Origin of the sequence: Usitatibacter palustris (genome assembly GCF_013003985.1) — a bacterium.
Taxonomy (GTDB): domain Bacteria; phylum Pseudomonadota; class Gammaproteobacteria; order Burkholderiales; family Usitatibacteraceae; genus Usitatibacter; species Usitatibacter palustris.
This window is the reverse complement of the sequence record NZ_CP053073.1, coordinates 1,591,229-1,604,537: the sequence shown is the minus strand read 5'-3', so window position 1 is coordinate 1,604,537 and position 13,309 is coordinate 1,591,229. Positions and strand designations below refer to the sequence as shown.

12 protein-coding genes are annotated in these 13,309 nt (G+C 64.9%); 7 read left to right on the top strand and 5 right to left on the bottom strand.

The genetic code is table 11. The annotated features are described in order from the left end of the window. Positions 1 to 4: 4 nt before the first annotated feature. Positions 5 to 562 carry a hypothetical protein gene (locus DSM104440_RS08130; protein ID WP_171161512.1) on the top strand — a complete coding sequence of 186 codons (558 nt, stop codon included), beginning with the start codon at positions 5 to 7 and terminating at the stop codon, positions 560 to 562. Here DSM104440_RS08130 and DSM104440_RS08125 read toward each other — a convergent pair. The 5 genes from DSM104440_RS08125 to DSM104440_RS08105 form a co-directional block, all read right to left on the bottom strand. Beyond that, complete coding sequence (locus DSM104440_RS08125) at positions 559 to 1,455, bottom strand: carbohydrate ABC transporter permease (RefSeq protein WP_212758265.1); 897 nt, start codon at positions 1,453 to 1,455, stop codon at positions 559 to 561. The genes DSM104440_RS08130 and DSM104440_RS08125 overlap by 4 nt on opposite strands. Next, positions 1,455 to 2,777 (bottom strand): ABC transporter substrate-binding protein, encoded by a 1,323-nt coding sequence (locus tag DSM104440_RS08120; RefSeq protein ID WP_171161511.1) that lies wholly within the window; start codon positions 2,775 to 2,777, stop codon positions 1,455 to 1,457. Before DSM104440_RS08120 ends, DSM104440_RS08125 begins: the two co-directional genes overlap by 1 nt. Before the next feature lie 130 nt (positions 2,778 to 2,907). Further along, the gene (locus DSM104440_RS08115) at positions 2,908 to 3,981 is read right to left on the bottom strand and encodes an ABC transporter ATP-binding protein (protein WP_171161510.1); all 1,074 of its coding nucleotides are present in this window, start codon (positions 3,979 to 3,981) and stop codon (positions 2,908 to 2,910) included. Next, the gene (locus tag DSM104440_RS08110; RefSeq protein ID WP_171161509.1) at positions 3,981 to 4,940 is read right to left on the bottom strand and encodes a C-terminal binding protein; all 960 of its coding nucleotides are present in this window, start codon (positions 4,938 to 4,940) and stop codon (positions 3,981 to 3,983) included. Before DSM104440_RS08110 ends, DSM104440_RS08115 begins: the two co-directional genes overlap by 1 nt. Beyond that, positions 4,940 to 6,670: an IlvD/Edd family dehydratase gene (locus DSM104440_RS08105; RefSeq protein WP_171161508.1), complete on the bottom strand. Its 1,731-nt coding sequence runs from the start codon at positions 6,668 to 6,670 to the stop codon at positions 4,940 to 4,942. The genes DSM104440_RS08110 and DSM104440_RS08105 overlap by 1 nt, the downstream gene beginning before the upstream one ends. Before the next feature lie 137 nt (positions 6,671 to 6,807). Here DSM104440_RS08105 and DSM104440_RS08100 point away from each other — a divergent pair, with 137 nt between their 5' ends. The 6 genes from DSM104440_RS08100 (at position 6,808) to DSM104440_RS08075 (ending at position 13,244) form a co-directional block, all read left to right on the top strand. Next, the gene (locus tag DSM104440_RS08100; protein WP_171161507.1) at positions 6,808 to 7,554 is read left to right on the top strand and encodes an SDR family NAD(P)-dependent oxidoreductase; all 747 of its coding nucleotides are present in this window, start codon (positions 6,808 to 6,810) and stop codon (positions 7,552 to 7,554) included. Between the two features lie 112 nt (positions 7,555 to 7,666). Then, the gene (locus DSM104440_RS08095; RefSeq protein WP_171161506.1) at positions 7,667 to 8,131 is read left to right on the top strand and encodes a (2Fe-2S)-binding protein; all 465 of its coding nucleotides are present in this window, start codon (positions 7,667 to 7,669) and stop codon (positions 8,129 to 8,131) included. Positions 8,132 to 8,141: 10 nt separating this feature from the next. Further along, the gene (locus DSM104440_RS08090; protein WP_171161505.1) at positions 8,142 to 10,499 is read left to right on the top strand and encodes a xanthine dehydrogenase family protein molybdopterin-binding subunit; all 2,358 of its coding nucleotides are present in this window, start codon (positions 8,142 to 8,144) and stop codon (positions 10,497 to 10,499) included. A 101-nt stretch (positions 10,500 to 10,600) separates the two neighbouring features. Next, on the top strand, positions 10,601 to 11,392 hold the full coding sequence (locus DSM104440_RS08085) for an FAD binding domain-containing protein (RefSeq protein WP_171161504.1): 792 nt from the start codon (positions 10,601 to 10,603) through the stop codon (positions 11,390 to 11,392). After that, positions 11,389 to 12,291 carry an AAA family ATPase gene (locus DSM104440_RS08080; RefSeq protein ID WP_171161503.1) on the top strand — a complete coding sequence of 301 codons (903 nt, stop codon included), beginning with the start codon at positions 11,389 to 11,391 and terminating at the stop codon, positions 12,289 to 12,291. The genes DSM104440_RS08085 and DSM104440_RS08080 overlap by 4 nt, the downstream gene beginning before the upstream one ends. Continuing rightward, the gene (locus tag DSM104440_RS08075) at positions 12,288 to 13,244 is read left to right on the top strand and encodes a tripartite tricarboxylate transporter substrate binding protein (protein WP_171161502.1); all 957 of its coding nucleotides are present in this window, start codon (positions 12,288 to 12,290) and stop codon (positions 13,242 to 13,244) included. The genes DSM104440_RS08080 and DSM104440_RS08075 overlap by 4 nt, the downstream gene beginning before the upstream one ends. The last annotated feature ends 65 nt before the right edge of the window (positions 13,245 to 13,309 follow it).

Here is a 13,309-nt window from a genome sequence, read left to right as displayed (position 1 = left end):
AAACATGACGAAAACCGGGAAACTGTTTCCTGCAATCGCCCTCGCCGCGCTGCTCTGGATCGCTGCCTGCGCCTCGCCCACCTCGAGCGAGCACGCCTTCAGGCCGGCTGCGGCGCCCAAGTCGGGCATGAGCCTGGTCTACATCTACCGCACCGACGACGCCGCCGCACCCAACCTCGTGCCGGTGGTCCGCGTCGACGGCAAGACCGTCGGACCGCTGCGACGCGGCGACTACACCGCGATCTACCTTCATCCGGGTTGGCACATCGTGAGCCTCGAGCCCGTGGGCGTGCCGGCCACTCCCCTCGCGCCCGACCATGAATTCAACGTGGTCTCCAACGGCGCGCTCACGCTGGGCCTGGAGTTCGTGCGCACACGGCTCGATCGCCCCGAAATGGAAGTCGACACCAAGCAGGGCAAGATGACCGTGCCCTCGCGCGCGGGCCAGGCGAACCGCTACCAGCCGTTCTTCTGGCGCGAGATCGACAAGGTCGAGGCGAGCCCGCAGTACGCGGATCTCCGCCAGCGGGAATATCGCGCACCGCAGTTCTTCGGCCACTAGTCCTTTCCTCCCTGCTGCCAGGCGCGGCGCTGCAATCCGAAGTAGCTGAAGAGGATCGCGGCGAGCAGGAACGGGACCATCAGTGTCGCGAGCGCGGCGCCCTCGCCCAGCGATCCGCCGGAAATCGCGCGCTGGAACGACAGGGTCGCCATGAGGTGCGTGGCATTGAGCGGACCGCCGCGCGTGAGCACGTAGATCAGCTGGAAGTCGGTGAAGGTGAAGAGCACCGAGAACGTCATCACCACGGCGATGATCGGCGTGAGCAGGGGCAGCGTCACGAAGCGGAAGCGCTGCCACGGTGTCGCGCCATCGAGGGCCGCGGCTTCGTAGAGCGACGGCGAGATCGTCTGCAGGCCGGCCAGCAGGCAGATCGCCACGAACGGCACGCCGCGCCAGATGTTGGCGGCCACCGCCGAGAAGCGCGCATTCCAGGGGTCGCCGAGGAAATCGATATAGCGATCGATGAGGCCCAGCTTCATGAGCGACCAGCTGATCACCGAGAACTGGGCGTCATAGAGCCACCAGAACGCGATCGCCGAGAGCGCGGTCGGGACGATGAAGGGAAGCAGCACGATGGCGCGAAAGAACGACTTGAACGGCAGGTGCCGGTTGAGCAGGACCGCGAGCCACAGGCCGAAGACGAACTTCGCGACACTCGCGACCACCGTGTAGAAAAGCGTGTTGAAGAGCGAGAGGCGCGCCACGCTGTCGCCGATGAGGTACTTGAAGTTCTCGAGGCCGACCCAGACCCCTTCGCGCCCGAGCTTCGCATCCGTGAAGCCCAGCCACGTGCCCAGGCCCAGCGGGTAAGTCAGGAAAATCAACAACAGAACGCCCGCGGGTAGCATGAACAGCAGCCCGAGGACGTTCCGGTTGTTGAAGAACTTCTGCATCAGACCTTGTAGTACCGTTCCGCGCGCTTCTGCGCTTCGGCGGCGGCATCCTGCGGCGACTTCGAGCCGCTGGCAGCCGCGGCGATCATGTCGAGCACGATGTAATCCGCGAGGCACGCAGCCGACGCGTATCCGAGCGGGCCGGAGTGCGCGTGGTCGAGCATCAGCGCGGCCGAGTCGCGGTACGGCGTGGCCTTCGGGTCGTCCGTCCACACCGAGTTGGCCGCATACGCCTTCAGCGGTTGCGCGGTGTAGCCGATCGACGCCTTCATCCACGGGTTGTACTGGTCGGCTTCCATCATGAAGGCCATGTACGCCTTCGCGGCGGCGGGCGCCTTCGAGTACTTGAAGAGGAACATCTGCGTGATCTGCATCAGCTCCGTGGGCTTGCCGACCGGACCGATCGGGAAGCGCGCGTGCTGGATGTCCGGGACCATCGCCTTCAGCTTCTCGTCGGTGGAGTTCTTCGCCGCGTAGTACACCGAGATGCCGTTCGCGGTGAGCGAGATCTGCCCGTCGAGGAACGCCTTGTTGTTGTGCGGGTCCTGCCACGACAGCGTGCCGGGGACGAACGTATCGTAGAGCTGCTTCGCATACTCGAGCGCGGCGATCGTCTCCTTGGAGTTCACGACCACGACACCCTTGTCGTCGACGAGCTTGCCGCCGTGCGACCAGAGCAGCCAGTGCGCCCAGTTGTTGCCGTCGCCCACGGCCTTGCCGAGCGCGAAGCCGCAGGGCGTGCCCTTGGCCTTCAGCGCCTGGCAGAGCTTGAGGAAGCCCGCCGTGTCCTTCGGGATGCCGTCGAAGCCCGCGGCCTTCACGTGGCTGTCCCGGTAGACGATCGCGTTGCCGATGATGCCCAGCGGGAGCGCAATCCACTTGCCCGCGCGCTTGCCGTACTTCTCGCACACCGGATACCAGCCGCCGTACTTGGCGCCGAGGTAGCTCGCGACGTCGGAGACGTCGACCAGCTTGTCGGGATACTGGTGCGGGTCGTCGAACCAGCCGACGATCACGTCGGGGCCGCTGCCGACGTTCGCGGCCACCGCGGCCTTGGGACGGACGTCTTCCCAGCCTTCGTTGTCGACGCGCACTTCGATGCCCGTCTTCTCGGTGAACTTCTTGGTGTTCGCCATCCAGAGATCTTCGTCGCCCTGGACGAACCGCTTCCAGCGCAACACGCGCAGCTTCGCGCCCTTCTCCGGCTTCCAGGTCTGTGCCCACGCGTTCGTGGACCAGAACGCACCGCCGACACCGATCGAAGTGGCGGCGGCCGCCCCGGCGGTGGTCTTCAGGAACTCGCGTCTATCGAATTTCGACATCGCCATCTCCTCCATGTGGTTATGGGAGCCACTCGAACCAAAATCCTTATCCGCAGATAAACACCGATAAACGCCGATGAAGAACAAGGCTGCTATCTGCGTTTATCCGCGTTTATCGGCGGATCCAGACTTACTGCATCAATGTCTTACCTGATTCCGCATCGAACAAATGCCCCCGCGCCGTTTCCGGCGCGAGCGAAATGGTTTCACCGGGCTTGAACCCGTGGCGCTCGCGAAAGACCGTCGTGACCTGGGTCTCGCAGAAGCGCGCGAACACCAGCGTATCCGCTCCCGTCGGCTCAACGACGACGACGTGCGCGGGAATGCCGTTGCCGTTGACCAGCGTGAAGTGCTCGGGGCGCACGCCGTAGATCACCTTCTGGCCGTCTTCACCGCTACACGCGCGCGGCGCGGGCAGGCGAACGCTACTCGAGAGCTCGACCGATGCCACGCCGTTGGCGCGACGCAGCGTGCCGGGCAGGAAGTTCATCGCGGGCGAGCCGATGAAGCCCGCGACGAAGAGATTCGCGGGATGGTCGTAGAGGTCGAGCGGCCGGCCGCGCTGCTCGACGATGCCGTCGCGCATCACGACGATCTGGTCGGCCATGGTCATCGCCTCAATCTGGTCGTGCGTCACGTAGATCGAGGTGGTCTTCAGCCGCTGGTGGAGCTCCTTCAGTTCGGTGCGCATCGCCACGCGCAGCTTCGCGTCCAGGTTCGAGAGCGGCTCGTCGAAGAGGAACACCTGCGGGTCGCGCACGATGCACCGGCCCATCGCGACGCGCTGGCGCTGGCCGCCGGAGAGCTGGCGCGGATAGCGGTCGAGCAATTCGCCCAGCCCCAGGATATCCGCGGCTTTCTGCACGCGCGCCTCGATCTCCTCCTTCGGGCGCTTGGCGAGCAACATGCTGAAAGCCATGTTGTCGCGCACCTTCATGTGCGGATAGAGCGCGTAGTTCTGGAACACCATCGCGATGTCGCGCTCCTTGGGCTGCATGTTGTTCACGACCTTGCCGCCGATCACGATCTCGCCCTCGCCGATCTCCTCGAGGCCCGCGATCATCCGCAGCAGCGTGGACTTGCCGCAGCCCGAGGGCCCGACGAGCACCGCGAACTCGCCATCGGCGATCTCGATGTCCACGCCGCGAATCACGGGCGTGGTGCCGAAATGCTTGTGCACTGCCTTGATCGATACCGCCGCCATCAGGCCCGTCCTTCCGAGACGACGTATCGCGGGCGCCCGGTGCGCGCCCAGTCGACGAGGTTCTGCGCGGCTTTCCGGCGCAGTTCTTGTTCGGCTTCTGCTGAATAGAAAGCCGCGTGCGGCGTGAGCAGCACGCGGGAATGCGTCACGAGCGGATCGCTGGACGCGGGGGGTTCGGTGGGCAGGACGTCGAGCGCGGCGCCGTCGAGCCGGTTGGCATCGAGCGCGGCCAGAAGCGCGGGGATATCGACGAGGCCGCCGCGGGCCGTGTTCACGACCCAGGAGCCGGGCTTCATCAGTGCCAGCGCCGCGGTGTTCACAATGCCGCGCGTTTCTTCATTGAGTGGAACGTGCAGGCTCACGAGATCGGCTTCGCGAAAAAGCGCGTCGCGGTCGACGCGGCGCACGTACGGCGGGAACTCGGTGTCGGCAATGTAGGGATCGCAGGCGATCACGTCGCGGAAGGCTTCGTGCGAGATCGCGGCCATGCGCTTGCCGATGCGTCCCAGGCCGAGCAATCCCAGCGTGAGTTCCTTTGGACGACGCAGCTTCCCGGCCGACGTGTAGTGCCACTTCGCGCCGCGGATGTCGCGATCGTAGAACGGCAGGTGGCGCACGAGCGCGAGTGCCATGCCCAGCGCGTGACTCGCCACTTCGCCCACGCCGTAGTCCGGTGAGTTGGCGACCCATACGCCATGCTTGCGCGCGTCCGCCACGTTCACCGTGTCGTAGCCCGCACCGAGGCGGCTCACGATGCGCACTTCCGGCCGCGCCTTGAAGACCTTCTCGTTCAACGGCGCGTACTGGATCAGCACGCCATCGCAGCCCTTGGCCGCGGCAATGACGTCTTCCTCCGTGCGGCACTGGGCCGTCTTCACTTCCATGCCGGCCTCGCGAAGCAGACCGGTCTCCAGGTCCACGTCGTGGAAGTCGTAGTCGGTGATGAGGAAGCAAGTCATCAGTGGTTGTCGCGAGGTACGCCTGCGCCGCTCTTGCCGACGAGGAAATCAAGGTCCGCTCCGTCGCAAGCCTGGTTCACATGATCGACGTAGAGCTTCCAATAGCCGCGCTGCATCGGCGGCTTGGGCGGCTTCCACGCCTTCCTGCGCTTCGCGAGTTCCTTCTCCGACACGAGAAGCTCCAGCTTCCGCTTGGAGACATCGAGCTCGATCATGTCGCCGTCCTGCACCAGCGCCAGCGGCCCACCGAGCGCGGCTTCGGGCGCGGTGTGCAGCACGACAGTGCCGTAGGCCGTGCCGCTCATGCGCGCGTCCGAGATGCGCACCATGTCGGTGATGCCCTTCTTGAGGATGCGCTCGGGCAGCGGCATGTTGCCTACCTCCGCCATGCCCGGGTAACCCTTCGGTCCGCAGTTCTTCAGCACCAGGACGGAATTCGCATCGACCGGAAGCTTGGGATCATCGATGCGCGAGTGGAAATCCTCGATGTTCTCGAAGACGACCGCCTTGCCCTTGTGCTTCATGAGCTTGGGCGTCGCGGCCGAGGGCTTGATGATTGCGCCGTCGGGACAGAGGTTGCCGCGAAGGACCGCGATGCCGGTGTTCTTCTTGAACGGTTTCTTGAACGGCATGATGACGTCGGTGTTGAAGTTCTCCGCGTCCTTGTTGTTCTCCCAGATCGACTTGCCGTTGGCCGTCAGCGCGTCCTTCTTGAGGAGGCCCTGCTCACCCAGCTCGCGAATCACGACGGGAAGCCCGCCCGCGTAGCAGAAGTCCTCCATGAGGAACTTGCCGTTGGGCATCAGGTTCACGAGCGTGTGCACGTCGCGGCCGAGCTTGTCCCAGTCCTCGAGGTTGAGCTTCACGCCGATGCGGCGCGCAATCGCGATCAAATGAATCACCGCGTTGGTGGAGCCGCCGATCGCGGCATTCACGCGAATGGCGTTCTCGAACGCGGCGCGCGTGATGATCTTCGAAAGCGGCGTGTCTTCCTTCACCAGCTCGACAATTCGGCGGCCCGCATGGCGCGCGAGCACGTTGCGGCGCGCATCCACCGCGGGATATGCCGCGTTGCCGGGCAATCCCACGCCGAGCGCTTCCACCATGCTCGCCATCGTGGAAGCCGTGCCCATCGTCATGCAGTGGCCGTGCGAGCGGTGCATGCAGCTCTCGGCCTCGTGGTATTCGTCCTGCGTGATCTTGCCCGCGCGCAGGTCCTCGGAAAGCGAGAAGGTGTTGGTGCCCGAGCCGATGCGCTCGCCGCGGTACCAGCCCGAGAGCATCGGGCCGCCGGAGACACCGACCGTCGGAATGTCCACGCTCGCCGCCCCCATGAGCAGCGCCGGGGTCGTCTTGTCGCAGCCCATCAGCAGCACGACGCCATCGATCGGGTTGCCGCGGATCGATTCCTCGACGTCCATGCTCGCAAGGTTGCGATAGAGCATCGCCGTGGGCCGCAGCAGCGTCTCGCCCAGCGACATCACGGGAAATTCGAGCGGAAATCCACCCGCTTCCCACACGCCGGTCTTCACGTGTTCCGCGAGCGTGCGGAAATGCGAATTGCAGGGCGTGAGCTCGGAATAGGTGTTGCAGATGCCGATGACCGGGCGGCCATCGAACTGATCGTGCGGAATGCCGCGATTCTTCACCCACGAGCGGTAGATGAAGCCCATCTTGCCGTCGCGGCCGAACCATTGCTGGCTGCGGCGCGGCTTTTTGGCTGCTGCCATCATTCTCCTCGCAAAAGCAGATCCCTCGATCCTCGGGACGGCAACCGGGGGTTGTCGTTTTGGTCAAGTGGTCAGGCCAATCTTGCGATATCCTGCCGGAAAAAGATAGCCGCAAAAACACCCGCGAGGAGACCCGCTTGAACCAGCTCGACATGAAGGGCCGCAATGCCGTCGTCACAGGGGGCGCGGCCGGAATCGGACTCGCGATCGCGAGTCGCCTCATCGCCTCGGGCGCCCGGGTGAGCGTCTGGGATCGCGATGCCGCGGCCGGCGCCAAGGCCGCCGATGCACTGAAATCGGGCACGCACTCCGCCACCCTCGACGTCGCCGACGAATCGCAGGTCCGGCGCGCGCTCGACGAAACGCTCACCGCCCTGGGCAAGGTCGATATCCTCGTTTGCAGCGCCGGCATCACGGGTCCGAACCTCAAGGTGCGCGACTACCCCATCGAGGAATGGCAGGCGGTACTCGACATCAACCTCACCGGTGTCTTCCTGTGCAACAAGACGATCGCGCCGCACATGGAAGCAAATAAGTACGGCCGCATCGTGAACATCGCCTCCGTCGCGGGCAAGGAAGGCAACCCGAATGCCTCGGCCTACAGCGCCTCGAAGGCGGGCGTGATCGCGCTCACGAAGTCGCTCGGCAAGGAGCTCGCGCAGACCAACGTGAAGGTCAATTGCGTGACGCCCGCCGCCGTGAAGACGGGCATGTTTTCGCAAATGACGCCGGAATTCATCCAGTTCATGCTCTCGAAGATCCCGATGGGCCGCTTCGGCGAGCCCGACGAGATCGCCGCCCTCGTCTGCTGGCTGTGCAGCGAGGATTGCTCGTTCTCCACCGCCGCCACCTTCGATCTGTCCGGCGGACGGGCGACTTACTGACTTTGCTGCACCGCGTCGTTTAGTGTCACCGAGCCGGGCGTAGAATCGGCCGAGTCCCTGCTGCATCTCTGCATCTCCCCATAAAAAGCTTCACCTCCCGGAGGAGGCATCGATGGGCATTCTCGTTTCCATGACGGTCAACGGAAAAGCCGTCACCGCGGATCTCGAGCCGCGCACACTCCTGGTCACTTACCTTCGTGAAAACTTGAGCCTCACCGGCACGCACGTCGGCTGCGACACGGCCCAGTGCGGCGCCTGCACGATCCTCATGGACGGGCGCGCGGTGAAGTGTTGCAACGTCCTCGCCGTCCAGGCGCAGGGTGCGGTGATCACGACGATCGAGGGGCTGGCGACCAACGGCGAGCTGCATCCCATGCAGGCGGCGTTCAAGGAACACCACGGCTTGCAGTGCGGGTTCTGCACGACCGGCATGGTGATGGGTGCGGTGGAACTCGCGGGCAAGCTCAAGAATCCCGACGACGAACAGATCCGCGCCGCGCTCGACGGCAATTTCTGCCGGTGCACCGGTTACCACAACATCGTGAAGGCGGTGAAAGCCGGCCTCGCGAAGATGTGAGGAGACTGCGATGAACGACATGGCCATCGGCAAACGCGTCGAACGCAAGGAGGACTACCGCTTCCTCACCGGCGCCGGGCAGTACACCGACGACGTGAAGCTCCCGCACCAGACGTACGCCGTGTTCGTGCGCTCGCCGCACGCGCACGCGAAGCTCGGGAAGATCGACACGGCCGCGGCGAAGAAGTCGCCCGGAGTGATCGCGATCTACACCGGCGCCGACATTCCCGCCGCGGTGGGGGGACTCCCATGCGGCTGGCTCATCACCGGCACCGACGGCAAGCCGATGAAGGAGCCCAAGCATTCGATCCTCGCGGTGGGCAAGGTGCGCCACGTCGGCGATCAGGTCGCGATCGTGATTGCCGAAACGCTCAACGAGGCGCGCGACGCCGCCGAGAAAGTGGAGGTCGAGTACGAGCCGCTGCCCGCCGTCATCGATGTGCGCAGCGCGCTCGCCAAGGGCGCGCCGGCGGTGCACGACGAAGCGTCCGACAACGTCTGCTACGTCTGGGCGCTGGGCGACAAGGCCGCGACGGATGCCGCGTTCGCGAAGGCCGCGCACGTCACCAAGCTCGACCTCGTCAACAACCGACTCATTCCCAACGCGATCGAGCCGCGCGCCTGCAACGCCACGTACGCACGCCACGACGATTCCTACACGCTCTACGTGACGAGCCAGAACCCGCACGTCGAGCGCCTGCTGATGACGGCCTTCGTGCTGGGCTTGCCCGAGCACAAGGTGCGCGTGATCGCGCCCGACGTCGGTGGCGGCTTCGGTTCGAAGATCTACCTCTACGCTGAGGAAACCGTCTGCGTCTGGGCGTCCAAGCTCGTGAACCGCCCGATCAAGTGGACCGCCGATCGGAGCGAGTCCTTCGTGTCCGACGCCCACGGCCGCGACCACGTGACGCAGGTCGAACTCGCGCTCGACAAGGACGGCAAGTTCCTCGGCATGCGCGTGAAGACCTCCGCCGCGATGGGCGCGTACCTCTCCACGTTTGCGTCCTGCATCCCGACGATCCTCTACGCCACGCTGCTCGCCGGCCAGTACACGACACCCGCGATCCACTGCGAAGTGACGGCGGTGTTCACCAACACGGCACCGGTCGACGCGTATCGCGGCGCGGGCCGTCCCGAGGCGACGTACGTCGTCGAGCGCATCGTCCACCAGGCCGCTGTCGAGATGAAGATCGCGCAGGACGAGATCCGGCGCCGCAATTTCATCCGCACCTTCCCGTACAACACGCCCGTCGCGCTCACCTACGACATCGGCGACTACGACGCCACGCTCGACGGCGCCAACAAGATGGCGGACGTCGCGGGCTTTCCGAAGCGCAAGGCGGAAGCTGCGAAGAACGGGAAGCTGCGCGGGCTCGGATATGCCTCCTACATCGAGGCCTGCGGACTCGCGCCTTCCAACATCGCCGGTGCGCTCGGTGCGCGCGCGGGCCTCTTCGAAGCGGGCGAAGTGCGCGTGCATCCCACCGGCAAGGTCACGGTGTTCACCGGTTCGCACAGCCACGGCCAGGGACACGAGACCACGTTCGCGCAGGTCGTCGCCGATCGCCTGGGCCTCGGCATCGACGACGTGGATATCGTCCATGGCGACACGGGTCGCGTTCCCTTCGGCATGGGCACCTATGGTTCGCGTTCGCTCTCGGTGGGCGGCACGGCGATCATGAAGGCCCTCGACAAGATCATCGCGAAGGGCCGCAAGATCGCCGCACACCTCATGGAAGCGAGCGACACCGACGTCGAGTTCAAGGACGGCAAGTTCACGGTGAAAGGCACCGACAAGAACATTCCGTTCGCGCAGGTGGCGCTGACCGCCTACGTGCCGCACAACTATCCGCTGGACAAACTGGAGCCGGGCCTCGACGAGACGGCCTTCTACGATCCGACCAACTTCACGTTCCCCGCCGGCACGCACATCTGCGAGGTGGAGATCGACAAGGAGACGGGCCAGACGAAGATCGTCGCGTTCAGCGCCTGCGACGATTTCGGCAACATCGTGAATCCCATGATCGTCGAGGGCCAGGTCCACGGCGGCGTCGCGCAGGGCCTGGGCCAGGCGTTCCTCGAAGGCTGCGTCTACGACAAGGATTCCGGCCAGCTCCTCACCGGCTCGTACATGGACTACACGATGCCGCGCGCCGACGACCTGCCGAACTTCCAGGTCGATACGCGCGTGACGCCGTGCACGCACAACCCGCTCGGCGTGAAAGGCTGCGGCGAGGCAGGTGCGATCGGTGCTCCCGCGGCATTCATGAATGCCATGTGCGATGCGTTGGGGGTGAAGGATCTACCGATGCCGACGACGCCGGAGAGAGTTTGGCGGGCTATTCAAACCTCGAAATTGTCATCCTGAGGAGCGAAGCGACGAAGGACCTGCTTTAGGGGGTTCACTGATTCAAGCAGGTCCTTCGGGCCTGCGGCCCTCAGGATGACAGTAGTGAATAGGAGACGACCATGCACGCATTCACCTATCACAAGCCCGCCACCGTCAAGGACGCCACGATCGAAGGTTCCAAAGGCGACGCGAAGTTCCTCGCCGGCGGCCAGTCGCTGCTCGCAGCGATGAAGCTTCGCCTCGCGGCACCGAGCGACCTCGTCGACCTCGCGGCGATTGCGGAGCTGCGCGGCATCAAGGCCGAAGGCAATGCGGTGACGATCGGCGCGATGACGCGACACGCGGAAGTGGTGAACTCTGCCGACGTGAAGGCGAAGATCCCCGCACTCGCGGCCCTCGCGGCGCTGATCGGCGATCGCCAGGTGCGCAACATGGGCACGATCGGCGGCTCGGTCGCCAATAACGACCCATCGGCGGACTACCCTGCCGCGCTCGTGGGCCTTGGCGCTACCGTGAACACTTCGACGCGCAAGATTCCCGCCGACCAGTTCTTCAAGGGGCTGTTCGAGACCGCGCTGCAGGCGGGCGAGATCATCACCTCCGTGACCTTCCCGATTCCGAAGAAGGCGGCGTACGTGAAGTTCAAGCAGTCGGCGTCGCGCTTCGCGCTGGTAGGTGTGTTCGTCGCGCAGACCGCCGATGGCGTGCGCGTCGCCGTGACAGGTGCCGGACGCAAGGGTGTGTTCCGCGTGAAGGCGATGGAAGATGCGCTCGCGAAGAGCTGGTCCGCCGATGCCGTGAAGGGTGTGGCAGTACCAGCGACCGATCTCATCGGCGACCTCCATGCGAGCGGCGAATACCGTGCGCATCTCGTGGGCGTGATGGCGCAGAGGGCCGTCGCCGCCGCATGACGCCGCGCTCGATCGACGAGGCGGCCAAGCTCCTCGCCGGCGCCGACTACGTCGCCGATCGCCGGCTCGCGACCGCGGTCTTCCTCTCGCTCGAGCTCGCGCGACCGCTCTTCCTCGAAGGCGAAGCCGGCGTCGGCAAGACCGAGATCGCGAAGGTCCTCGCGAAGAGTCTCGACCGCCCGCTCATCCGGCTGCAGTGCTACGAAGGCCTCGATGTCTCGAGTGCCGTCTACGAATGGAACGTGCAGCGCCAGATGATGGCGATCCGCATCGCCGAAGCCGAAGGCGGCGACCAGGTGCGCAAGCTCGAGGATGACCTCTTCTCGCACGCGTACCTCGTGAAGCGCCCGATCCTGCAAGCACTCGAAGCCACCACGTACGGCAAACCGCCGGTGCTGCTCATCGACGAGCTCGACCGCGCCGACGAACCGTTCGAGGCCTATCTGCTCGAAGTGCTCTCCGACTACCAGGTCACCATCCCCGAGCTCGGCGTGATCCGCGCGGAGTTCCCGCCGATCGTGATCGTCACCTCGAACCGCACGCGCGAGATCCACGACGCGATCAAGCGCCGCTGCCTCTACCACTGGGTCGACTATCCGAGCGCCGAAGCGGAGCTGGAGATTCTCAAGCGCAAGGCACCGGGCGCCTCCGAGAGACTCTCGCGCGAAGTGGTCGCGTTCGTGCAGAAGCTGCGCAGCAAGGACCTCTTCAAGGCACCGGGTGTGGCGGAGACGCTCGACTGGACGCGCGCGCTCACCGCACTCGACGTTGTCGTCCTCGACCCCGCCACCATTGACGTGACCCTCGGCGCTCTGCTCAAGTATCAGGACGACATCGCGCGCGTTCGCGGTGCGGAATCAACAAAACTATTAGCCGAAGTCCAGGAGGAGCTCGCATGACATTGTTCACGCGCATCGCCACCGTCGCCGCTTCGCTGTCACTCTCCCTCGCCGCAACCGCGCAAACCTTCCCCTCGAAACCCGTCACGCTGATCGTCCCCTGGGCGGCGGGCGGTCCCACCGACGTGTGCATGCGCGCGCTCGCGGAAGCAACCTCGAAGCACCTCGGCGTGCAGATCATCGTCGAAAACCGCGGTGGTGCGGGCGGCACGCTGGGCGCGGGGGCGATGATGAACGCGGCACCCGACGGCTACACGATCACGCAGATCCCGATCAGCGCCTTCCGCATCCCGCACATCGAGAAGACGCCCTACGACCCGATCAGCGACCTCACCTACGTCATCGGCATCTCCGGATACATGTTCGGCGTGGTCGTGCGCGCGGACTCGCCGCACAAGACGTGGGCGGAGTTCATCGCCTACGCCAAGGCCAATCCCGACAAGATCTCGTACGGGAGCCCGGGCACGAACACGAGCCTGCATCTCACGATGGAGGAGATCGCCGCGAAGCAGGGCATCAAGTGGACCCACATCCCGCACAAGGGTGCCTCCCCCAACGTGACGGCGCTGCTCGGCGGCCACCAGGACGCGTCGGCCGATTCGCCGGGCTGGGCGCCGCACGTCGAAGCCGGGAAGCTCCGCCTGCTCGTGACCTGGGGCGAGAACCGCGCGAAGACTTATCCCAACGTGCCGACGTTGAAAGAGCTCGGCTACGGCATCGTCTCCATCTCGCCCTACGGCATCGCCGGTCCGAAGAACATGGACCCGAAGATCGTGAAGATCCTCCACGACGCGTTCAAGAAAGGCATGGAGGAACCGTCGCACATCGCCGTGCTCGAGAAGTACAACCAGGAGCTCTGGTACCTCAACTCCGCGGATTATTCGAAGTATGCGAAGGAGACTTTCGCGGCGGAGAAGGCGACGATGGATCGGGTGAAACCTTTGGTGAAATGACCACCACTGTCATCCTGAGGAGCGCAGCGACGAAGGACCTGCTTTAGGTAGTTAACGGATTCAAG